This window comes from Bradyrhizobium sp. AZCC 2262, from assembly GCF_036924535.1.
In the GTDB taxonomy this organism is placed as follows: domain Bacteria; phylum Pseudomonadota; class Alphaproteobacteria; order Rhizobiales; family Xanthobacteraceae; genus Bradyrhizobium.
The window spans coordinates 5,193,701-5,215,393 of sequence record NZ_JAZHRT010000001.1 but is presented as its reverse complement, the minus strand read 5'-3'; the positions used below and the strand labels follow the sequence as shown (position 1 = coordinate 5,215,393).

Annotated in this window: 18 protein-coding genes and 1 pseudogene; 11 read left to right on the top strand and 8 right to left on the bottom strand. The window is 61.1% G+C overall.

Translation table 11 applies throughout. The annotated features are described in order from the left end of the window. Positions 1–931: 931 nt before the first annotated feature. The 4 genes and pseudogenes from V1283_RS24615 (at position 932) to V1283_RS24600 (ending at position 6,914) form a co-directional block, all read left to right on the top strand. Positions 932–1,123, top strand: coding sequence for a hypothetical protein (locus tag V1283_RS24615; protein WP_334389084.1), 192 nt, complete (start codon positions 932–934; stop codon positions 1,121–1,123). Continuing rightward, entirely contained in the window at positions 1,120–1,329 is a 210-nt protein-coding gene (locus V1283_RS24610) for a hypothetical protein (RefSeq protein ID WP_334389083.1), read from the top strand. Before V1283_RS24615 ends, V1283_RS24610 begins: the two co-directional genes overlap by 4 nt. A gap of 1,135 nt (positions 1,330–2,464) precedes the next feature. Continuing rightward, positions 2,465–5,654, top strand: a pseudogene (locus V1283_RS24605) (efflux RND transporter permease subunit). A gap of 309 nt (positions 5,655–5,963) precedes the next feature. Further along, on the top strand, positions 5,964–6,914 hold the full coding sequence (locus V1283_RS24600; RefSeq protein ID WP_334389082.1) for an efflux RND transporter periplasmic adaptor subunit: 951 nt from the start codon (positions 5,964–5,966) through the stop codon (positions 6,912–6,914). 196 nt (positions 6,915–7,110) lie between these two features. On the opposite strand, the gene V1283_RS24595 is transcribed toward V1283_RS24600, so the two are convergent. Further along, positions 7,111–8,121 carry an NADP-dependent oxidoreductase gene (locus V1283_RS24595; RefSeq protein WP_334389081.1) on the bottom strand — a complete coding sequence of 337 codons (1,011 nt, stop codon included), beginning with the start codon at positions 8,119–8,121 and terminating at the stop codon, positions 7,111–7,113. 206 nt (positions 8,122–8,327) lie between these two features. Here V1283_RS24595 and V1283_RS24590 point away from each other — a divergent pair, with 206 nt between their 5' ends. Next, complete coding sequence (locus V1283_RS24590; RefSeq protein WP_334389080.1) at positions 8,328–9,299, top strand: Bug family tripartite tricarboxylate transporter substrate binding protein; 972 nt, start codon at positions 8,328–8,330, stop codon at positions 9,297–9,299. A 169-nt stretch (positions 9,300–9,468) separates the two neighbouring features. Here V1283_RS24590 and V1283_RS24585 read toward each other — a convergent pair whose 3' ends face one another. Then, a complete protein-coding gene (locus tag V1283_RS24585) occupies positions 9,469–9,987 on the bottom strand; it encodes a MarR family winged helix-turn-helix transcriptional regulator (protein WP_334389079.1) in 519 nt (172 codons plus the stop codon). A 308-nt stretch (positions 9,988–10,295) separates the two neighbouring features. On the opposite strand from V1283_RS24585, the gene V1283_RS24580 reads away from it, so the two are divergent. After that, a complete protein-coding gene (locus tag V1283_RS24580; RefSeq protein ID WP_334389078.1) occupies positions 10,296–11,177 on the top strand; it encodes an SDR family oxidoreductase in 882 nt (293 codons plus the stop codon). A 91-nt stretch (positions 11,178–11,268) separates the two neighbouring features. Then, complete coding sequence (locus V1283_RS24575) at positions 11,269–12,069, top strand: enoyl-CoA hydratase/isomerase family protein (RefSeq protein ID WP_334389077.1); 801 nt, start codon at positions 11,269–11,271, stop codon at positions 12,067–12,069. Between the two features lie 2 nt (positions 12,070–12,071). On the opposite strand, the gene V1283_RS24570 is transcribed toward V1283_RS24575, so the two are convergent. Beyond that, the gene (locus tag V1283_RS24570) at positions 12,072–12,875 is read right to left on the bottom strand and encodes an enoyl-CoA hydratase/isomerase family protein (RefSeq protein WP_334389075.1); all 804 of its coding nucleotides are present in this window, start codon (positions 12,873–12,875) and stop codon (positions 12,072–12,074) included. Positions 12,876–13,070: 195 nt separating this feature from the next. Between V1283_RS24570 and V1283_RS24565 the strand changes: the two genes are divergently transcribed. From V1283_RS24565 to V1283_RS24550, 4 genes are all read left to right on the top strand, one after another. Continuing rightward, on the top strand, positions 13,071–13,940 hold the full coding sequence (locus V1283_RS24565; RefSeq protein WP_334389074.1) for an SDR family oxidoreductase: 870 nt from the start codon (positions 13,071–13,073) through the stop codon (positions 13,938–13,940). A gap of 151 nt (positions 13,941–14,091) precedes the next feature. After that, on the top strand, positions 14,092–14,574 hold the full coding sequence (locus tag V1283_RS24560; protein ID WP_334393160.1) for a MaoC family dehydratase: 483 nt from the start codon (positions 14,092–14,094) through the stop codon (positions 14,572–14,574). Next, a complete protein-coding gene (locus V1283_RS24555; protein ID WP_334389073.1) occupies positions 14,571–15,446 on the top strand; it encodes an HpcH/HpaI aldolase/citrate lyase family protein in 876 nt (291 codons plus the stop codon). The genes V1283_RS24560 and V1283_RS24555 overlap by 4 nt, the downstream gene beginning before the upstream one ends. Next, positions 15,443–16,624, top strand: coding sequence for an acyl-CoA dehydrogenase family protein (locus tag V1283_RS24550; protein WP_334389072.1), 1,182 nt, complete (start codon positions 15,443–15,445; stop codon positions 16,622–16,624). The genes V1283_RS24555 and V1283_RS24550 overlap by 4 nt, the downstream gene beginning before the upstream one ends. A 12-nt stretch (positions 16,625–16,636) precedes the next feature. Here the strand turns inward: V1283_RS24550 and V1283_RS24545 are convergent, their stop codons facing one another. The 5 genes from V1283_RS24545 to V1283_RS24525 form a co-directional block, all read right to left on the bottom strand. Then, a complete protein-coding gene (locus V1283_RS24545) occupies positions 16,637–17,782 on the bottom strand; it encodes an acyl-CoA dehydrogenase family protein (protein ID WP_334389071.1) in 1,146 nt (381 codons plus the stop codon). Positions 17,783–17,834: 52 nt separating this feature from the next. Then, positions 17,835–18,764, bottom strand: coding sequence for a 3-keto-5-aminohexanoate cleavage protein (locus V1283_RS24540; RefSeq protein WP_334389070.1), 930 nt, complete (start codon positions 18,762–18,764; stop codon positions 17,835–17,837). 88 nt (positions 18,765–18,852) lie between these two features. Further along, a complete protein-coding gene (locus V1283_RS24535) occupies positions 18,853–19,644 on the bottom strand; it encodes an enoyl-CoA hydratase-related protein (RefSeq protein ID WP_334389069.1) in 792 nt (263 codons plus the stop codon). Between the two features lie 19 nt (positions 19,645–19,663). Further along, positions 19,664–20,422, bottom strand: a complete 759-nt coding sequence (locus V1283_RS24530; protein WP_334389068.1) for a glucose 1-dehydrogenase — start codon at positions 20,420–20,422, stop codon at positions 19,664–19,666. A gap of 78 nt (positions 20,423–20,500) precedes the next feature. Next, a complete protein-coding gene (locus V1283_RS24525; protein WP_334389067.1) occupies positions 20,501–21,673 on the bottom strand; it encodes an acyl-CoA dehydrogenase family protein in 1,173 nt (390 codons plus the stop codon). Positions 21,674–21,693 lie beyond the last annotated feature (20 nt).

Below are 21,693 nucleotides of genomic sequence, written 5' to 3'. Positions count from 1 at the left end.
GCTGCTGATGGAAAGGCGGACTATGTTCGCGACAGGGCACAGCCGAGTCTGACCTATCGCCGAAGTAGTCGGCTTTAAGGGCGAGCGCCATAAACCTTCGTATCGTTTCTGTGACGCCTTTAGATCCCCGCCGTTTACCAACGTGCAATTGAGCCGCTGATCGTGATCGTCTTAGGCTGCACGCATCGGAAAGACGAACAGGCTGATGAAGTGCGACGCTGAAAAAAGGATGATCGACGAACAGCGACGATAATACCAAAGGAGACCACAATGCTTAACTGCTCCAAAAGTTCTAGATCTGGCAGAGCCGCACGATGCGCGGTTTGTGATGGCAAATTTGGTCTCGTTCGGCACTACTCGTGGCAAACCCAGCTTTGTTCCAAGAAGTGCGTCGATCGCTTCAGAACTCGCAGGGAAGGCGATCGCAATTGGGTGGGCTGGCTCCAGTTCGCCTTCGACCAGTTGCCCGAGAACCGCGCGAGGGCTTTATGACGGTCCAGATCTCCCAACGAGGCAAGGAATATCTAGAGACAGCACGGACCTTGCTCCGCGCTGCCCAAACCATGACTGACCGAGCGATTGCGGGTCAGCTTAAGGCCCTTGCCGACGACTACGAGCGGCGAGCTGAGAAAGCTTCGCATGTTGATGCGGCCAAAGCATCCGCGCGATCGGCTGCTAACGCTGAAGGCGAATGGCGTCCATGACCTGATGTGGGAGCCTCGCAGCCCAACCCGCGTGGGGGAAATGCGTGGTGAAGGTTGAGATATCCGGCGCGCAGCCCAGTCACGAGGTTTTTATCCCTTCGTTACCGCCTGAAGAGGTTCAAAGTTGGGGCTGACCTCCTAAATCTAGATGGGATTGTTATCATCATCTTATCGCGGAATTATTCCCTAGCTGCGGACTTCTTCTCTAACAAATGTTTGGAGCGAATATGGGCGAAGTTATTCGATTTGTCCCAAGGTCTGAGCGCGAGCGAACCGGCCTAATTCGAGAGGCCCGCGCGATATACGACGGCATCTTCCCGCCGGCTGATCCAGTCAGCGAGAAGCAGAACAAGGCACCGGTAAGTCATACGGTCAGCGGCGCCAACGCCCATCGTAGCGACGGAGCTCTCCTGTCGTGATCAAGATCATCGCCGTGCTCTGCAGTCTCTCCTCTCCGGCGAATTGCCACGAGCCGACGGTCACCACCTCGGACTTCACTGACATCTCGATGCAGTCCTGCCTGATGGGCGCGCCGCAGCTCGCGGAGTGGATGAAGCAGCATCCCGCCGAGCGCCTTGCGGCATGGCGCTGCGTGATTGGAAAACAGGATGGCAAGAGAGCTTAGGGTGGAAAGCAGCGCGACGACCCAACCCCAAAAGAATGGTAGTCGGGGAATGTTCGGTCCTTCCACCGGCGCGACGATGCCGAAGTCGGCAATGTGGGCTCGGATCGCCTTAGTGACCGCGTCTTAGATGAACAGATGACGTGGCGGTGACGCATCAGTCGGCCAGGGCCGCAGGCGCGCTCCTTTCCGTGACGGGGAGGCGACGCTACGGACGAAATTCCCAGTTACGGCTCGCAAAATTCCCTATTACTCGAAATGTTTTCCCTGCTAATTTGCCTAGGGAATTGTTGGAGAAGTGGCTGCCACACAGCGGTTTCTTTGGCTTGAAATCCTATCCCACACCCTCTGAATCGCCGATTTCGCTGTAAAATTCCCTGTTTGCAGGGAATTCGCGCGGAGAGACAGGTGCGATCAGTACTGCGCCGCCAGCCAGTTGATATTGCTCGTCAAATCGCGTTTTTCGTTACTGCATTTGGAAATGGCGCAGTCCGCTGCCTGTTAGGGAGAGATATCGCTATTTCGTTCGCCACCATTTCATTGCCAGTGCAAGTGACGCTGTCATTCGGTGCATCGAGAGGATGGCGTCTCTAATCTCAGACGCCTATCGCGCTCATGCGAGTTGGTTTGAGATGCAAAATGTCGCTTCGCGTTGGAGCCCCTTAGTACGACGCAGCGAAAACCCACATGGCTTGCCGAAGAGCGAGGCTTGTCCGGAGCTTTTCCTCCTGAACCGAATGCCGAGGTCGGGTTGGCGGGATATCCGCCGGCCCGCTTTTTTGTTTTCGGTACTCCTCTGAACGCGGACTAGTGAACCGTGCATCGCTTTTTTCCTTTCAAGCAGTCGTGAGCTTGCACGCGCGGCGCGTCACGCGCCGTTGATTGAACGAGAGCCACTTCACCTGCTCAAGCGCCAGACTCTGCAGGTTCTCGCGCGTTCGGAATCATAAACTGGTTTTTAATTGAGGGCGATCGATTGGGCCGTCATGTTGAGTGCATCTCGGTTCTCCCCGTGAGAGCAACTTGAGAAAGTGTTTTGGGTGAAGCGCAGGGGCCGGGCCGGGAGCAACGCACGCGCAGTTGAAATAGCCGAACCCGAAATTCATTCGCGCAAGCCCGTATACCAGGATTTGAACCAATGGGCATCGTTCGTTTCGCCCTGAGATTTCCGCATACGTTTTATGTGGTCGCTGCCCTGGTGCTGTTCCTGGGCGTCGTCGCATCCATCAAGATGCCGACGGATATCTTTCCGGAAATCAACATCCCCGTGGTGACGGTGGTCTGGAGCTACACCGGACTCAGCACGGAGGAGATGGAACAGCGCGTCACCACCTACAGCCAGTACGCCATCAGTTCCAATGTCAGCGGCATCAGGAACATCGAGGCGCAGACGATGGCCGGCCTTTCGGTGCAGAAGATTTACTTCCAGCCGGACGTCAATCTCGACCTCGCGATCTCTCAGATCGTCGCAGGAACCAATGCGATCCGTGCGCTGTTGCCGCCCGGCATCCAGGCTCCGCTGGTGGTGCAGTTCAATGCATCCAGTGTGCCCGTGCTCCAGATCAGCCTGAGCTCCGACACCCTCAGCGAACAGCAGCTCTACGACTACGGCATCTACCGGATCCGCCAGCAACTGGCGCCGATCCCCGGCATCACGCTGCCGACGCCGGCCGGCGGAAAGTATCGCCAGATCATGGTCGATCTGGATCCGTCAAAGCTCCTCGCCAAGGGACTTACGCCGCTTGACGTGGTGAACGCCGTCAATGCGCAAAACCTGACGCTGCCCGCGGGAACGGCCAAGTTTGGCCACACGCAATACGCTGTCCGCACCAACGCCACGCCAGCCTCGATCGACGACCTCAACAACATTCCGGTCAAGGTTGTCAATGGTGCGACCATCTTCGTGAAGGACGTGGGCCAGGTTCACGATGGCTGGCTGGTGCAGCAGAACGTGGTGCGGCAGAACGGCCGCCGCTCCGTGCTGCTCAGTATCATCAAGAACGGAAACGCCTCGACGCTGAGCGTTGTCAACGCTGTTCACGAGGCGCTCAAGACTGCACGCGCCGCGGCGCCTCCGGGTATGCAGATCAACGAGCTGTTCGATCAATCGGTCTTCGTCAAGCAGTCCGTGGCAGGCGTCCTGCGCGAGGGGTCGATCGCGGCGGCTCTCACGGCATTGATGATATTGCTGTTCCTGGGATCGTGGCGTTCGACCTTGGTGGTCATGATCTCGATCCCGCTGTCGATCCTCACGTCGCTGGTCGTGCTGTACTTTCTCGGCGAGACCTTGAACACGATGACGCTTGGCGGGTTGGCGCTGGCGGTCGGAATTCTGGTGGACGATTCCACCGTCACGATCGAAAACACCCATCGCCTCCTCACCGAGGAAGGAATGCCGCTGCCGCAGGCGACGCTGCATGGCGCCGCCGGCATCGCAATTCCGACATTGGTGTCGACCCTCGCCATCAGCTGCGTCTTCACATCGGTGGTGTTCCTCGACGGACCGGCGAAATTTCTGTTCACTCCGCTCGGACTTGCGGTGGTGTTCGCGATGTTGGCGTCCTACGGCCTGTCGCGAACCCTGACGCCCATCGTCATCGGATTGCTGCTCAAGGGCGAGAAACACGGCGCGGCCTCGGGCGCTGCGAACGGCATTTTCGCGCGCTTTCATGCCGCTTTCGAGCGTCGCTTCGAGACGATGCGGCGCGGCTATTCACGCTCGCTTGCCGGACTGATTGAGCACCGCTTTGTCATTCCATTGTTCATGCTGTTGCTGCTGGCACTCGGCGTCGTGACATTTCCGTTCGTCGGCCGCGACTTCTTTCCTGCGATCGACGGCGGGCAGATTCAGCTTCATGTCCGCGCGCCGGCGGGAACGAGGATCGAGGCCACGGAGAAGATTTTTCAACAGGTGGAAAACAAGATCCGCGAAATCATTCCCGAGAACGAGCGCGAGCTGATCGTGGACAATATCGGATTGCCGGCGCGGGCCTACAACCTGGCGTTCGCCGACGGCTCAACCATCGGTGTCAATGACGGCGTCATCCTGGTATCGCTGAAAGAGGGCCACCGGCCGACAAGCGAATATGTGCGCAAGCTGAGAGAAGTATTGCCTGCCGCATTTCCCGAAAGCACATTCTATTTTCAGGCGGCCGACATCGTCACCCAAATCCTCAATTTCGGCCTGCCGGCGCAAATCGACGTCCGCACGGTCGGCTACGACAAGGACAACGATTTGCGCGTTGCCAAAGAGCTGCGCCAGCGGATAGCAGCGATACCGGGAATCGCGGATGCGCATCTGCAGCAGGAAGTCGATGCACCGGCGTTCTATGCCGATATCGATCGTGCGCGTGCCGCCCAGCTAGGACTCAACGCGGACACTATCGCCACCAACGTCAATGTCAGCCTGAGCTCGTCGGAGCAGGTGATCCCCAATTTCTGGACCGATCCCAAATCGGGAATTCCGTATTATTTCGCGGTGCAGACGCCCGAGAACAAGATCAGTTCGCTCAACGATCTCCGCAACACACCGGTCTCAACCGGGATATCCACATCCCTGACTGACGTGCCGGTGCCGGGGCTGCTCAGCAACGTCGCGACATTCCGGCGCGGCAGCGTGCCGACCAACCAACCAGGCCAATATCCAGCCGGTCTATGAGGTCTATGCGAGCGTGCAGGATCGAGATCTCGGCAGTGTCGCCCGCCAGATCGCCGGCATCGTGACGGATCTGCAGAAGCAGCTCAAACCTGGAAATACCATCCAGGTGATCGGCCAGATCCAGAGCATGAACAGCGCGTTCATCAATCTTGGCATCGGATTGCTGTTTGCCGCGGTGTTCGTCTACTTGCTGATGGTTGTGAACTACCAGAATTTCGGGGACCCGTTCGTCGTCATCCTGGCCCTGCCGGCGACGCTGTGCGGCATTCTCACCATGCTGTTTATCACCGGCACCACGCTGAATGTGCCTTCGCTCATGGGAGCGATCATGGCGGTTGGTGTCGCGTCGGCGAATTCAATTCTGCTGGTGACCTTTGCCCGCGAACAGCAGCTCGCAGGCAAGACGGCTTTCCAGGCCGCCATCGAGGCCGGGCACACCCGGATCCGTCCGGTCCTGATGACGGCTGCCGCGATGATCGTCGGCATGGTCCCGATGGCGATCGGGGCCCCGGGAGCGGAACAGAACGCAGCACTCGCACGGGCGGTCATCGGCGGGCTGCTGTTCGCAACGCCGACCACGCTGCTGGTGGTGCCCTATCTCTTCGCCAGGCTGCGCAAGGGCAACGACGGCAAGCAGGATCACGGCGTATTCGACGAGGTGTTGGAATGAATTTCAATCCGCCTTTGAACATTGAGCCGGAAAATTCGCAGGAGACGGCGAAGGAATCCGGACCGCCTCGCGTTGGCCAGAGGCGAAGGTTCGGCCGGATCTCGCTCTTCGGGGTCGCCGTCGCGTTGGGAGCGGCGCTGGCTTCCGGGGCATGGAGGCACTATGAGCAGCATCGTCAGGTGGTGGCCACCGCAGAGCAGAGCCGCGACCTGGTTCCGCAGGTAAGAGTCGCGGCCGTGTGGCCTAGCGCCGGTACCGAAATTGTCACTCTGCCGGCGACCACATCGGCGTTCTCGGCCGCCAATATTTTTGCGGGCCAGCGGCTACATCGACAAGCGCGAGGTCGATATCGGCGACCGCGTGAAAGCCGGACAGTTGCTGGCCGAAATCGTGGCGCCGGAACTGGATCATCAGATCGCACAGGCGGAGGCGACGCTCGGTCAGCTCAAGGCGGCGCTGCAACAGGCTCAGGCGAACCGCGAGCTTGCCAAGGTCACGTGGGATCGCGACGGGCCGCTGGTGAAGGAGGGCTGGCTGACCGCCCAGCAAGGTACGACCGACGTCCAGACCCTGAAGGCGCAGGAAGCAGCGGTTTCGGTCGCGCAGGCCAATGTGGTGGCCGAAGAGGCGCAGTTGCAGGTGTTGCACCAGCAAAAACTCTATCAGCGCGTGGTGGCTCCGTTCGACGGTGTCATCACCCAGCGCAACATCGACATCGGCAGCCTCGTGCAGGCCGATTCGACCAGCGGCACCTTCATGTTCACGATCATGCAGGGCAATGTGATCCGAACCCAGGTCTTTGTCCCGCAGGACGAGGCGTTCGGCCTGAAGCCGGGAATCGACGCCGTGGTGCACGTGCCCGAGATTCCCGATCGTACCTTTCCCGGCAAGGTGACCCGGATCGCTGATGCGCTGCAGCCGGGTTCCCGTACCCTGCTGACTGAAATCGACATCCCGAACCACGATGGCGTGCTGGCACCGGGAATCTATTGCACGATCGAACTGCACATTCCGCGCAAGACGCCGAGCTTCAGCGTATCCGCCGACGCCGTCATCTTCAATGCAGGCGGGTTGCAGGTCGCCGTGGTCGAGAACGGTGTGGTGCATCTGCACAAGGTGTCGGTCGTACGCGATCTCGGGCAGGAGGTAGAGATCAACAGCGGCGTGAAGGCGGGTGATCAGGTGGTTCTCAACCCCGCCGTCGATCTCGCTGATGGCAGCAAGGTTCGCGTCCGTGCGCCGACGACGCGGACGTCATGAGCTTGCCGCAAGCCATGTCCGCCCGCAGCCGCCGCATTACTAAAATCCTATTTAATGGCGAGGCCGGTTCTTCGGACCCATTTTGTTCTGCAGAGCGGCCGCACCCGCGCTTGCCCCCGAGAACGCGAAGAGGTCTGGATGAAACGTTGGCGTTGAATCCCAACGCGAGCTTCTGGCTTGCGCAGGCTGCCATCGCTCAGCGAATCCGGATCAGCCGCTTGCCGGTATTCTCGCCGCGATAAAGACCCGCGATAGCGCCCGGCGCGTGTTCGATGCCGTTCAGTATGTCTTCGGAATAGCGCAACCGTCCATCGCGAATCCACTGGGCCAGGCGAGCAACGGCCTCTTCGAACCGGGGCGCGTAGTCGAAGATGACGAAACCCTGCATGCGTGCCCGCTTGACCAGCAAATGACGCTCGGCGCGCGGACCGTTGGGCCAGGGATTCCAGCTCGAGACCGAGGCGGTTCCGCAAATCACCACGCGAGCACCGACGGCGAGATGGCGAAGGACGGTGTCGCTGATAGCGCCACCGGTGTTGTCGAAATAGAGATCGACACCCTTGGGACAGGCCGCGGCGAGCGCCGACTCCAGATTGTCGCTCTTGTAATCGATCGCCACGTCGTAGCCGAACAGCTCGCGGCACTGGGTGACCTTCGCCGGCCCGCCGGCAATCCCGACCGTCCGGCAACCTGAGAGTTTCGCGATCTGACCGACCGCCGATCCCACCGCGCCGGCCGCGGTCGACACCACCACGGTATCGCCGGGGCGCGGCTGGCCGATGTCCAGCAGCCCGAAATAGGCGGTGATACCGTTGAGGCCGGTGACGCCGAGCGAGAGCGAAAGCGGCAGGCCGTCTTCCCTGATCTTTCGCGTGACGGCGGCCGGTCCGACGACGGCGAACTCCTGCCACCCGAACATGCCCATCACTTCGTCGCCCGGCTTGAAGTCGGGATGTGCCGACTGCAACACCTCGCCGGCGGCGAATGAGCGCATCACTTCGCCGATGCGCACCGGCTCGGAATAATTGGCGACATTGCTGACCCAGCCGCGCATGGCGGGTTCGACCGAAAGATAAAGATTGTGCACGAGGACTTGTCCGTCGCGCAGATCGGGAACGTCGGACTCGATGATTTCGAAGTTGTCGGCCTGAGGAATATCGGCCGGCCGGGATTTGAGAATGACCTGACGGTTGCGATTGTTCTTCATGAGCCAAGTGTTCCAGTTTGGGAGGAGGGGGTGCGGTGCTCGAAAGCGGCGAATTGACCGGCCAATCGATCCTCTTGCATTAAGATAGTACGTATGTGTACGATATCCGGCAAGACCATTATCAAGGCCATTATGTCGAGGTCGGTCCGGGAAGGCGATGCCGCCCAAGGCCAATAGAGCAAGAGCCAATAGAGGGAGAGATCGGATTGAGGGCCAATTTTACGTGGGGTGTCGCCGCCGTCCTGCTTCTCCTGGCCGCTTTCTTCCCGGCGGCGTCTGCGGAACCCTATCCTTCGCAGCGTATCACGCTGATCGTGCCTTTCCCGCCGGGCAGCGCGACCGACAGCGTGACGCGGCATCTGGCGGAAAGCATTCGGGCTGCGACCAACGCCACTGTCGTGGTCGAGAACAAGCCGGGCGCGGACGGCAATCTTGCGGCGCTCGCCGTCCTGAAAGCGGAATCTGACGGCTATACGGCATTTGTGACGACGAATTCGACGCAGGCGGCGAACATCAGCCTGTTTAATTCGCTGCCTTACGATCCCAAAGCGGACTTCGCACCGGTCGCGGGCATCATGACGATACCGATGATGCTGACGGTGAGGGCGGACTTTCCGGCCACGAGCGTTACCGAATTCGTCGCGCTGGCGAAGAAGCGCGAGAAACCCTTGTCCTTTGGCAGCGGCAACACGTCGAGCAGGGGGGCGGCCGAGCTGTTCAGATACCGTCTGGGCATCGAGATGCAGCACGTGCCGTATCGCGGCATGCCGCAGGCTTTGACTGACGTGATGGGCGGGCAGATCGATTGCGTCTTCGCCGACCCCGCGAGCGCGCAGGGCCTGGTCCAGGACGGCAAGCTGCGGGCGCTGGCCGTGACGAGTGCGAAGCGGCTTGAGGCCATGCCGGATCTTCCGACCGTCGCGGAAAGCGGATTGTCCGGTTACGAATTGACAGCCTGGGTTGGGGTCTTCGTCCGGACAAAGACGTCACCCGAAATCATCGCCAGGCTCAACAGCCTGGTCACCGGCTTCGTCAACAGCGCCGAGACGAAAAAATATCTGGCGACGATCGGCGCGGCGCCATTTCCGTCGACGCCACAGGAACTCGCGGCCTTTCGGGAAGCGGATACCAGGCGCTGGGCCGAGATCGTCGCGACCGCAAAGATCGAAAAGAAATGAACGGCGCTTAAGCTGCGAATACGGCGCTGCCGCGGTCGAGAACGATGACGTCGCGTTCAACGACGCGCGAACGCAAGCGAATTTCGCCGCCCGCGCCGAACAATTCGGTCTGACCCGCATCGCATCCAAGGATCGATGCGGTCAGTTCGGCAAATAAACGGGCGGGCGGCTACGCCGCTTTCCTGCTCTTCCGCGGCTTGCTCTTCTTGCCGACCTCTTCTTCGCTCTCGCCCGGAAGCGTGTTGCCATCGGACATCGCCAGCAGATTGTGCTTCATCGCCAGCAATGCATCCGACGCCGCTTCCAATGCCTTCCGGTCAATCCCGTGGGTGAGCTGGGCATTGAACTTGTCGGTCTCCTTGCGGAGCTTTTCCAGGAAACCACGGGCCTGCTTGGTGACAAAGACGCGCTTGACGCGGCGGTCGACCGGGTCCGCTTGCCGAAGCACGAAGCCGGAAGACTCCAGACGGTCGATCAGCGCTCCCACGCCAACCTTGCCGACGTCGAGTTCATTGGCGAGCTGGGTTTGCGGAAGTCCGTCTTTGCGCGAAATGAAAGCAAGCACCCACCATTGCGACCTTGTTATGCCGAGCGGGGCGAGGGCGCGGTCGAACATCATCCGGCGCAGCCGGGAAACGTCGTGGATGAGATAGCCTAGTCGGAGATCCCAGTCGGGCCGGTCGACCATGTCGTTTTTTCCTCGTCAGACGCCTGATACCGATGCGTGTCGATTCCGGCGATTCAACTGATATCATACACAAGCGTATTTTAAAAGGAACGCACCTGTAGCGAACCGGGCCGCGGCGATCCTCGCGTGCGTATATCCCCAGAAATTGGCTTTATTTATGTGGAATTGAGCGGGATTGTTCGCCCGGACGTCCCTTCGGAGCCAGACCGGGGTGATTTACAAATGAAGTACAGTAGTGTATCAATTTGACCTGGGCGGCCTGGGATCGGGCTGTGACGCAACACTTCCAACAGCAGGATTTGCCTCTCATGTTCAGCCGCGACCTGCTCAAGGGAAAACGCATCCTCGTGACCGGCGGTGGCACGGGGCTCGGCAAGGAGATTTCCCTCGGATTCGCGGCCCACGGTGCGCACGTCTTCATTTGCGGCCGCCGGCCGGAAATTCTCGAGCAGGCGGCAGGTGAAATTCGTGCGCGCTCGGGCGGGCAGGCCGAGGCGCTGGTCGCCAACGTTCGCGATCCCGACAGCATCGAGAAGATGATGGCGGAGATCTGGGCCACGGGACCTCTCACCGGTCTGGTGAACAATGCCGGCGCCAATTTCCTTGCGCCGACCGAGACGTTATCGCCGCGTGGCTACGAGGCGATCCGCTCGACCGTCATGGACGGCTCGTTCTATGCGGCGCAGGGATGCGGGAAACGCTGGATCGCCGCGGGGCTTCCAGGGGTGATCATCAGCAATCTGGTCACCTGGGTCTGGACCGGATCGGCCTACGTGGTGCCGGCCGCGATGGCCAAGGCAGCAGTGCATGCGATGACGATGTCGCTCGCGGTCGAATGGGGACCCAAAGGCATTCGCGTCAACGCCGTGGCGCCTGGTCCGTTTCCGACCGAAAATGCCTGGGACAAGCTCAATCCTCTGGCGGAGACCGGCGTGGGCGCGACGCAGGCGGATGAAGTACCGCTGCGCCGGTTCGGGAAGATGGACGAGCTGCGCAATCTGATGATCTTCCTGATGTCGGATGGATGCAGTTACATCACCGGCGACACCATCAGCATCGATGGTGGGCATCATTTGGCGGCGCCGAGCACGTTCGCGGGGCTTTCGAAGCTATCGCCGGATGACTGGCAGCGGGCGCGGGAGGCCATTCAGGCTTCCACGCGCAAGGAAAAGGAAGGCCGGTCGGCCTGACATCACTTCGGTGGTAGAAATCGGGCGAGGCGATAGATCCTCGCCTCTTCAAATGCATTGCAACAGGGTCCGAACATTTGGGAGAAACGCAATGGGGCTGGCAATCGCAACGACGAGCTTCGAGTGCACGATCGAAGGTGGCCTCGCGCATGTCGTTCTCAATCAGCCCGACCGCGGCAACCCGATCGACGGCGACTTCTGCCGCGAGTTCGGCCTTTGCATGGCGGAGCTGAGCGAGCGTGATGATGTACGCTCGGTGCTGATTTCCGCGCGCGGAAGATTGTTCAGTGTCGGTGGCGACCTAGCGGCGCTTGCGTCGCGTGGCGCCGCATTGCCCGTGACGATCAAATCGTGGACGGCGGACCTGCATGCGGCCATGGTGCGGATGGTCCGCATGCGCGCACCGGTCGTCATTGCCGTGCAAGGTAACGTCGCGGGTGGCAGCGTTTCGTTGATGGCCGCGGGCGATCTGGTGGTGATCGGCAAATCGGCGCGCATTTCCTCGGCATTTGCGAAGATCGGGTTCACGCCGGACAGCGGCTCGACGACGACGGTGACACGGCGCATCGGGGTCGCCCGCGCCAGGCGGTTTTTCCTGCTCGCGGAAACGATGGATGCCGACGCCGCGCTGGCGGCCGGGCTGGTCGACTATGTCGTGAACGACGATGCGGTTGTCACCGAGGCCGGGAAGATCGCGCGCGAACTTGCTTCGGGCCCCACCGAAGCCTATGGCGGGATCAAGCGCCTGTTCCTGCAGACGCTCAATCATTCCATCGAAAGCCAGCTGGAAGACGAGGCGCAAACGCTAGCGGCGATCTCGCGAACGGCGGATGCCCAGGAGGGGGTAAAAGCCTTCAGGGAGAAGCGCAAACCGACATTTGCGGGACGATAGCTCTATTGATCCTTGTAGGTAGGGTCCCGCTTCTCTCGAAATGCCGCGACCGCTTCGTGATGGTCGCTGGTTTCGAGCAGCATCACCTGCTGACGGTCCTCGATCATCAGCGCGGCATCGATCCCGGGAGCGTCGATCAGCGCATTCAGCGTTTGCTTGGTCATGCGCAACCCCATCGGCGAGGCGCGCGCCATTTCGGCGGCGAAGGCAAGGCCGGTCTCCAGCAATTTGTCGTCGTCGACGACGTCACTGACGAGTCCCACGGTCTTGGCTCGATCCGCACCAAGAAACCGTCCTGTCAACAGCAGTTCCGATGCCACGGAGAGACCGATCAGTCGGGGCAACAGATAGCCGGATCCCATGTCGCAGCCGCCGACGCCGACGCGGATATAAGCGGCGTTCATCCGCGCCGCCGGTGTGGCAAAGCGAACATCGGAGGCCAGCAGCAGCGAAAATCCGGCACCACAGGCGGCACCGTGCACCAACGCAACAATCGGCTGCGGGCAGCTTCGCATCAGGCGGATGATCCGCGAATAGCGCTGCTGCATGAAGAGCTGCCGCTGTGGTCGCCCCGCCCCTGGCGCGATGAATGCGTCCGAACCGAGTTCCGCCCCGGCGCAAAACTCCTTTCCATTGCCCCTGAGAATGACAATCCGCGTACTCGGGCTGTCATGGAGTCCGGAAAAATACGCGATCAACTCGTCGGCCATGGTCGGGTTTACGGCATTGCGGGCATCCGGCCGATTGAGGGAGATGATTTCAATGGCGTCGCGCTGTTCGATGGTGATGGTCGTGAATTTGTCCATGTCGTGCGTTCCCAAGGGCATCATTGGTCGCCGGGACGACAGGATGTCATGGGGCGGTGTGGATGACCACAGCAGGCCCGTTGTTGTTCCGTGTCGCAAAGCGCTTGCGAAACAGAATACACCATATCATAATATAGTGTACTAATTTTTGGCCGCGCGGCGGTGGGCCGGCGATACCTCACTGCGGAGAACATGATGCCGTATCAATCGGTCTTCAGGCCGGATCTGTTCAAGGGCAGGACGGTCATTATCACCGGTGGCGGCAGCGGGATCGGCCGTTGCACGGCACACGAACTGGTGGCGCTCGGCGCCAATGTCGCGATCCTCGGCCGCACCGCCGAAAAGCTGGCGGAGGTGAGGGAGGAGATCGAGCAGGACGGCGGAAAGGTCCTGACCCAGGTTTGCGATATCCGGGACGAGTCCATGGTGATCGCCGCGATCGACGCCGTGCTCGGCGCCTATGGCCGCATCGATGGGCTGGTGAACAATGCCGGCGGTCAATATCGCGCGCCGATGAAAACTATTTCGACCAAGGGCTTTGAGGCGGTGGTCCGCAGCAATTTGACCGGCGGATTCATTTTCATGCGCGAGGTCTACAACCACTGGATGGAGGCCAATGGCGGAGCGATCGTCAACATCATTGCCGATATCTGGCATGGCTGGCCCGAGTTCGCCCATTCGGGTGCAGCGCGCGGCGGAATGCTGACGCTCACCGAAACCGCGGCGTGCGAATGGTCCGCTTCCGGGGTCCGCGTCAATGCGGTTGCGCCGGGCGGTATCGTGTCGAGCGGGTTCGATACCTACACGCCGGAAATGCAGAAGAAGCTGCATGATTTCACGGCCGGCGTGCCGCTGCAGCGGTTCGGCACCGAGGCCGAAATCTCGGCGGCGATCGTTTACTTGTTGTCGCCGGCTGCCGCCTACGTCACGGGCTCCTGCATCCGGGTCGATGGCGGAACGCCGAACGCGCGCACCACCTGGAAGCTTGAACCGCACAATCGCAGCACGCCCTTCGAGGGGTTTCATCGTTCCAGGCTTCCGGAGGCCTTGAAGAAGGCGCCATAACAGCCGAGCTTCCGGCGATCCGGGCAGGGCCGCCGTCAAGTCCGGTATGCAGTTCGTACGCTTGTGTACGAACTTTTCTTTCGCTAAATATGGGGCGAGATAAAACAAGAAACCATGCAGGCCGGATGGCCGCCGCAACGGGTGAAGCGGCATCGTCGGGCTTCAAAGGCGAGGACACGAGATGGCGGGACTCTATTTCGAGCAGTTTTCTGTCGGGCAAACCTTCGTTCACGAGATCAGGCGGACGGTCACCGACATGGACAACATTCTGTTCTCGGCGCTGACCTATAATCCAGCGGCTGTGCACATCGATCACGAATACGCCAAATCGACCGAATTCGGCAAACCGCTGATGAATTCGATCTTCACCCTCGGCCTGATCATCGGCCTGTCGGTGCAGGATACCACCCTGGGAACGACGGTCGGAAATCTCGGGATGGAGGACACCAAATTTCCACGCCCGGTCTTCGCCGGTGATACGCTCCGGGCCGAGACGAAAATTCTGGCCGTGCGCGAGAGCAAGTCACGCCCGACCCAGGGCATCGTCACGTTCGAGCATCGCGGCTTCAATCAGCACAATGAGGAAGTCGCCTATTGCCGCCGCACCGGGTTGATGATGAGGCGTCCCGCATGAGATTGCGCTCCCTGTTGTTTGTGCCCGCCGACAGCGAGCACAAATTCGCAAAGGCATCCGGTATCGGGGCCGACGCGCTGATTCTCGATCTCGAGGATTCCGTGGCGCCGCCACGTAAAGCGCTCGCACGCGATATGGTGAAGGAGCTGTTGGGCGGCCCGCCGCGCGACTGGGCGTTCCTGGTGCGCATCAACCCATTGGGCAGCGGACTGACGCTCGGCGATCTCGCGGCGGTCGTCCGGCCCGGCCTCGACGGCATCCTGATCCCGAAGGTCAACGGCATCGCGGACATCGAACTGATTTCGAATTACGTCGACGTGCTCGAGGTCGCTACGGGCGTTACGCCGGGTCACGTCAAGCTGCTGGTGGTCGCGACCGAGACGCCGGCCGCCATGATCGGCTTTGCCAGCTATGCGACGCCAAACCGCCGCCTCGTTGCCATGACCTGGGGGGCGGAGGATCTGGGCGCAGCGCTCGGCGCCTTGTCCAACAAGGAAGCCGACGGAAGCTGGACGTTTCCCTATCAGGTGGCCCGGGCGCAATGCCTGTTCGCGGCGGGGGCTGCGGGCGCCATGGCGCTGGATACGCTCTATGCGGATTTCAAGGACCAGGACGGGCTGGCGCAAAGCTGCCGGATCGCGCGTCGCGACGGTTTTGTCGGCAAGATCGCCATTCACCCCGCTCAGGTCGCGACCATCAACGAATGCTTCACGCCGTCGGAGGCCGACCTGGCGCATGCGCGCCGCGTGGTGGCGGCGTTCGCGGCCCAGCCCGATGCGGGAACACTTGGCATCGACGGCAAGATGTACGACATGCCGCATCTGATCGCGGCGAAACGCGCGCTCGCCTCAGCCGGGGAGGACGTCACATGAGTGCATTGGCCAACGAGTTCGAGCCGGGAGACGATCAGGCGGCTATTCGCGAGGGCGTGCGCAGCGTCGTCGCGCGCTTCGGCGACGATTACTGGCTGGCGCGCGACGAGGACGGCAAGTTCCCGTTCGAGTTTCATCGCGCGATGGCCGACGCCGGCTGGCTCGGCATCACCATGCCAGAGGAGTATGGCGGCTCCGGCCTCGGCGTGACCGAAGCCGCGATCATGATGCATGAAGTCGCAAGCCATGGCGGCGGAATGTCCGCGACCTCGGCGGTGCACATCAATCTGTTCGGCCCGCACCCGATCGTCGTGAAGGGCACGCCGGAGCAGAAGTCGCGCTGGGTCCCGCGGCTGGTCGCGGGCGAAGATCAATGCTGCTTCGGTTTCACCGAACCGGATGCGGGGCTGAACACGACCCGGATCAAGACTTTTGCGCAGAAGGTCCCCGGCGGCTACCTCGTGCATGGTCAGAAGGTCTGGACCTCGACCGCGCAGGTCGCCAACAAGATCATGCTGCTGACCCGGACCACCAAATACGAGGATTGCAAGCGTCCGACCGACGGCATCACGATTTTCTACACCGACCTCGACCGGTCGAAGATCGATGTCCATCGCATTCCGAAAATGGGCCGCAAGTCGGTCGATTCCAATGCCATCTTCATCGACGGCCTGTTCATTCCGGAAGCCGACCGGATCGGCGAGGAGGGCAAGGGCTTTTCATATATCCTGCATAGCCTCAATCCCGAGCGCATCCTGATTGCGGTCGAAGCGATCGGGATCGGTCAGGACGCGCTACGCCGCGCGGCGAACTACGCGCGTGAGCGCGTGGTGTTCGATCGGCCGATCGGCCAAAACCAGGGCATCCAGCATCCACTCGCGGAAAACTGGATGTATCTGGAGTCGGCCTGGCAGATGGCGGTGCGCGCCGCCTGGCTCTACGATCACGACAGGCCCTGTGGTGCCGAAGCCAACGCCGCGAAATTTCTCGGCGCGCGTGCGGGCCACGACGCGGCCTGGCAGGCGATCATGACCCATGGTGGATTTGGATATGCCAAGGAGTATCATGTCGAGCGCCTGTTCCGCGAAGTCTCGATCACGCGGCTGGCGCCGATTACCGAACAGTTGATCCTCAGCTTCATCGCCGAGAAGGTGCTCGATCTGCCGAAAAGCTATTGAAGTCTCGGGAATTCAGAGATTGCGTGAAATCAGCTCACGCATGATTTCCGATGTGCCACCGTAAATCCGCAGCACGCGTGCATCGGCGTAGAGACGGCAAATCTCATACTCGCGCATGAAGCCGTAGCCGCCGAAGAATTGCAGGCATTGGTCGACAAGCCGGCCATGCATTTCGGTGATCCAGAGCTTTGCCGTCGACGCCGCGTAGGTCGTCAGTTCGTGATTGATATGGTCGTGAAGGCACTGGTCGGCATAGGCCCAGCCCACCGCGAGATCGGATTTCAGGTCGGCCAGCTTGAACCTGGTGTTCTGGAAATTGCCGATCGGCGATCCAAAGGCGTTGCGTTGCTGGACATAGTCCTTGGCAAGATCAAAGGCCTTCTGCGCGGCGGCGATCGAATGCAGCGCGATGGTCAGGCGTTCCTGCGGCAGTTCGCTCATCAAGGCGCCCATCGCGCCGCCTTCCGCACCCAGCAGATTGCTGGCGGGCACGCGCACGCCATCGAAGAACAGTTCGGATGTATCGGAGGAGAGGTGTCCGAGCTTTTCCAGGTTCCGGCCGTGGCGGAAACCGGCCCGGTCGGTCTCGACCAGAACCAGACTCATGCCGCGCGAGCCGCCGTCCGGCGTGGTCCGGACTACGACGATCACGAGATCGCACATCTGCCCGTTGGAAATGAAAGTCTTTTGGCCCGTTATCACGTACTCGTCGCCTTCGCGAACGGCGCGGGTGCGGATGCCTTGCAAATCGCTGCCGGTGCCGGGTTCGGTCATCGCGATGGCGCAGACGGTTTCGCCCGATACCATGCGCGGCAGCCATTTCTTCTTTTGCTCCGGGGTGCCGTAACTGAGCAGGTAACCGCAGCAGACGTCGTTGTGTACGGAGAAGTCGGTGGCAGGGCCGGCGAAGCCGGAATAGCTCAGTTCCTCGATGATCACCGCATTGTGCCGGAAGTCACCGCCGGCGCCGCCGAATTCTTCGGGGACCTGCGGGCAGAGCAGGCCGGCCACGCCGCCGGCGCCCCACAGTGACCTGTCGATGATGCCGGCTTCTTCCCAACGTGCGAAATCCGGCGCGATCTTTGCTGCCGCGAAGCGTCGCACGGTCTCCCTGAACTGGCTGTGTTCTTCGTCGTAAACCCTGCGATGGGGTAGCATCGTGGCCTCCCGTTTATTGCTGTTGGCGCCGATCATTCCGACCAATGAGCGGTCAGAACGCGACCTTGTCGCCGCCCTTGAGCTCAAGGATTTCGCGTGCCTCGTCCGCTGTCGCGACATCCAGTCCGAGTCCTTCGATGATCTTCCGAACCTGCGTCACCTGGTCGGCATTTGACGCCGCGAGTTGGCCGGCGCCGATCCAGAGGCTGTCTTCCAGCCCCACCCGCACATTGCCGCCGATCGCCGCTGCGATCGCCGCGACCGGCATTTGCGCGCGGCCGGCGCCCAGCACCGACCAGCGATAATTGTCGCCGAACAGCCGATCGGCGGTGCGTTTCATATGCATGACGTCTTCCTGATGCGCGCCGATACCGCCCAGCAGACCGAACACGGTCTGGATAAACAACGGGGCCTTTACCAATCCTTCGGTCCAGAAATAATGCAGATTGTAGAGGTGGCTGGTATCGTAGCACTCGAACTCATAGCGCGCGCCGGTGCTGTTGAGCGTTTCCAGCGCGTAGCGGATGTCCTTGAAGGAGTTACGGAAGACCAGGTCGTGGGAGCCTTCCAGCATCGCGGGCTCCCAGTCATATTTGAACTGCTTGTATCGCTTGAGCATGGGGAACAGGCCGAAATTCATCGACCCCATGTTCAGGCTGGCGACCTCCGGCTTCCAGACCGCCGCGGGCTTGATGCGCTCCTCGACGGTCATATAGGGGGAGCCGCCGGTCGTCAGATTCACGACCACGTCGGATCGCTGCTTGATAACCCGCAGAAACGGCTCGAAGGCTTCCGGCGACTGGTCCGGCCGGCCATCTTTCGGATTGCGGGCATGAAGATGCACGATGGCGGCGCCCGCCTCGGCAGCCCCGAGGGCGGACTCGGCGATCTCCGCTGCGGTCACCGGAAGGTGAGGCGACATCGAGGGAGTGTGGATCGAGCCCGTGATTGCGCAGGAAATGATGACCTTACGTGCCGGCACGATGTTTTCCTTTGTGGCGCGCGTTCAGCCAATGCCCGGGAAGGGCATCAGCCTACGCAAGGGAAGCGACGCGTTCATTGCCGAATGGCTAAGTGAACTTGTGGAAGTCCGGAGCGCGCTTCTCGTTGAAGGCCGCGACGCCTTCCTTGGATTCGGCGGTATCGTAGAACATCTTCACGGCGTGAAGGGCAAGGTTGCTGATGCCGCGAATGTTGTCGGTGTCGGCGTTGAAGGAGCGCTTTGCCAGCGCGATCGCGGTCGGTGACCGCTGCGCGAGCTTGTCGGTCCAGTCCTTGACCGCGGCATCGAGTTCGGCGGCTGGAACCACCTTGTTGACGAGGCCCATTTCACGCGCCTGTTCGGCGGTGTAGCGGTCGTTGATGAACCAGATTTCGCGCGCTTTCTTGTCGCCGACATGGCGGGCCAGCAAGGCCGTGCCCCAGCCCGCGTCGACGGAGCCGACTTTCGGTCCGACCTGCCCGAATTGCGCGGTGTCGGCGGCAATCGTCAGGTCGCACAGCGTCGCCAGCACATTGCCGCCGCCGATCGCAAAGCCATTGACGCGCGCGATGACGGGTTTGGGAACGTCGCGGATCAGGCCCTGCAGCTCGTCGATCGGCAGTCCAACGACGCCACGGCCGTCATATTGTCCTTCATGCGCGGACTGATCGCCGCCGGTGCAGAACGCCTTGTCGCCGGCGCCGGTCAGCACGATGCTGGAAACGTTGCGGTCGTTCGCGGCAATCTGGAACGCCTGAATCAGTTCTTCGAGCGTCTGCCCGCGAAAGGCGTTGTATACCTTGGGCCGGTTGATGATGATCCAGGCGGCGCGATCGCGGACTTCGTAGATGACGTCGGTGAATTTGCTGGGGTCGAACATCGTCGTTACCTCATATCTGCTAGATCATGTTCATGCCGCCGGAGACCGAGATGGCCTGTCCGGTGATGAATTTCCCGTCTTCCGATGCAAGCAGGGCAATAATCCCGGCGTAGTCATCGGGCTCGCCCATTCGCTTCAATGGAATGCCGCGAACCATCGCGTCCTTCCATTTTACCGCCTGTTCACCTTCGCCGAGCACCGCCGCCATCATCGGCGTGTTGGTGGGACCCGGACACACCGCGTTCAGCAGCACGTTCTTGCGCGCGAGTTCGCGGGCGATCGATTTGGTGAAGGAGATCAGCCCGCCCTTGCAGGCGGAGTAAACCGCTTCGTCGCTGGTGCCGACACGGGCGGCATCGGATGCGATATTGATGATGCGGCCGCCGCCGTGTTCGACCATCAGCGGTGCAATGGCGTGGTGCGTGTTGAGCGGACCATAGAGGTTGATGCGGATGATCTTGTCCCAGAGATCCTTATCGGTCTTCAGGAACGGCATCGGCCGGTCCCAGCCGGCGTTGTTGACGAGCACCCAGATCGAGCCGAGTTCGGCCTCGACCTGCGCGACCGCGCGATCCACCGAAGCGCGGTCGCCGACGTCGACGGTGTAGGTCGTGATCGCCGACTTCGGCGCCAGTTTCGCCGTCTCATGTCCGGCGTCGGGATTGATGTCGAAAATTGCGACCTTGCAGCCTTCTTCCGCGAGCCGAAGGGTGATGGCGCGCCCGATGCCCTGGCCGCCGCCGGTAACGATCGCTACCTTGCCTGATAAGCCTCTCAAATCCCACTCCCTCGTTTTGCGGCGCATTGGCCGTTGCTTTGTTTGGTGAGGTCCGCCGGCCTTGGCCGACCGGCGAGCTCAGCCGCTCTTGGCGAGCGCAAAACCACATTGCGCGAACATCTGGCGGGCGATGATGGTTTTCATGATTTCGATCGACCCGCCCGCAATCTTGACGATCCTGGCGTCGACATAGGCGCGCGCGATCGGATACTCCGTCATGTAGCCCCAGCCGCCAAACAATTGCAGGCATTCGTCGACCGCTTCGCAATGCAGCTCGGAAGTGAACATCTTGGCCATAGCGGCATCGACCGGATCGAGCTTTCCTTCCATGAAAAGCGAAATGCATCGATCGGTAAAGACGCGGGCGACGGTCGCCTTGGTCTTGAGATCGGCAAGCTTGAATTGGGTATTCTGGAAGTTGGCGAGCTTCTGACCGAATACGCTGCGGTCGGAGGTGTATTCAACGGTCCAGTCCAGCACGGTTTCGGTGACGGTGGCCGACCGGATCGCCTGGGCGAGCCGTTCCTGCGACAGCTTCGTCATCATCAGCGCAAAACCCTTGCCTTCCTGCCCCAGCATATTGGTGGCGGGAATGCGGATGTTCTCGAAGAACAGTTCGGAGGTATCCTGGGCCTTCATGCCGATTTTTTCGAGGTTTCGTCCGCGTTGAAATCCGGGCCGGCTGCTCTCGACGATGAACAGCGTCACGCCCTTGGCGCCGGCGCCGCCGTCGGTCTTGGTCGCGAGCACGACGAAATCGCAGAGCTGGCCGTTCGAGATGAAGACCTTCTGGCCGTTGACGACGAAATCATCGCCATCGCGCACGGCGCGGGTCCGGATCGCCTTGAGGTCGCTGCCCGCATGCGGCTCCGTCATGCCAAGCGAGCCGATCGCTTCACCCGACACCATCTTCGGCAGCCACTGCCGCTTTTGCGCTTCGGTTCCAAACGAAAGCAGATAGGTCGCCACGAGATCGGTGTGAATCAGAAATCCCGGGCCGCTGGCGCCGGAGCGCCATAGTTCCTCGAACACGACCACGTCGAACAGGTAGTCGAGGCCCATGCCGCCATACTCCTCGGGCACGGTACAGCAGAGCAGCCCTTCGGCGCCGGCCTTGAGCCACAGTTCCCGTGGCACGATGCCGTCCTTTTCCCACTGCGCATGAAACGGCACGATTTCGCGATCGACGAAGCGCCGGACCGATTCCCGGAAAATATGATGTTCCTCGCGGAAAATGGTTCGCTCGATCATCGACATCCGTCCACATCAAT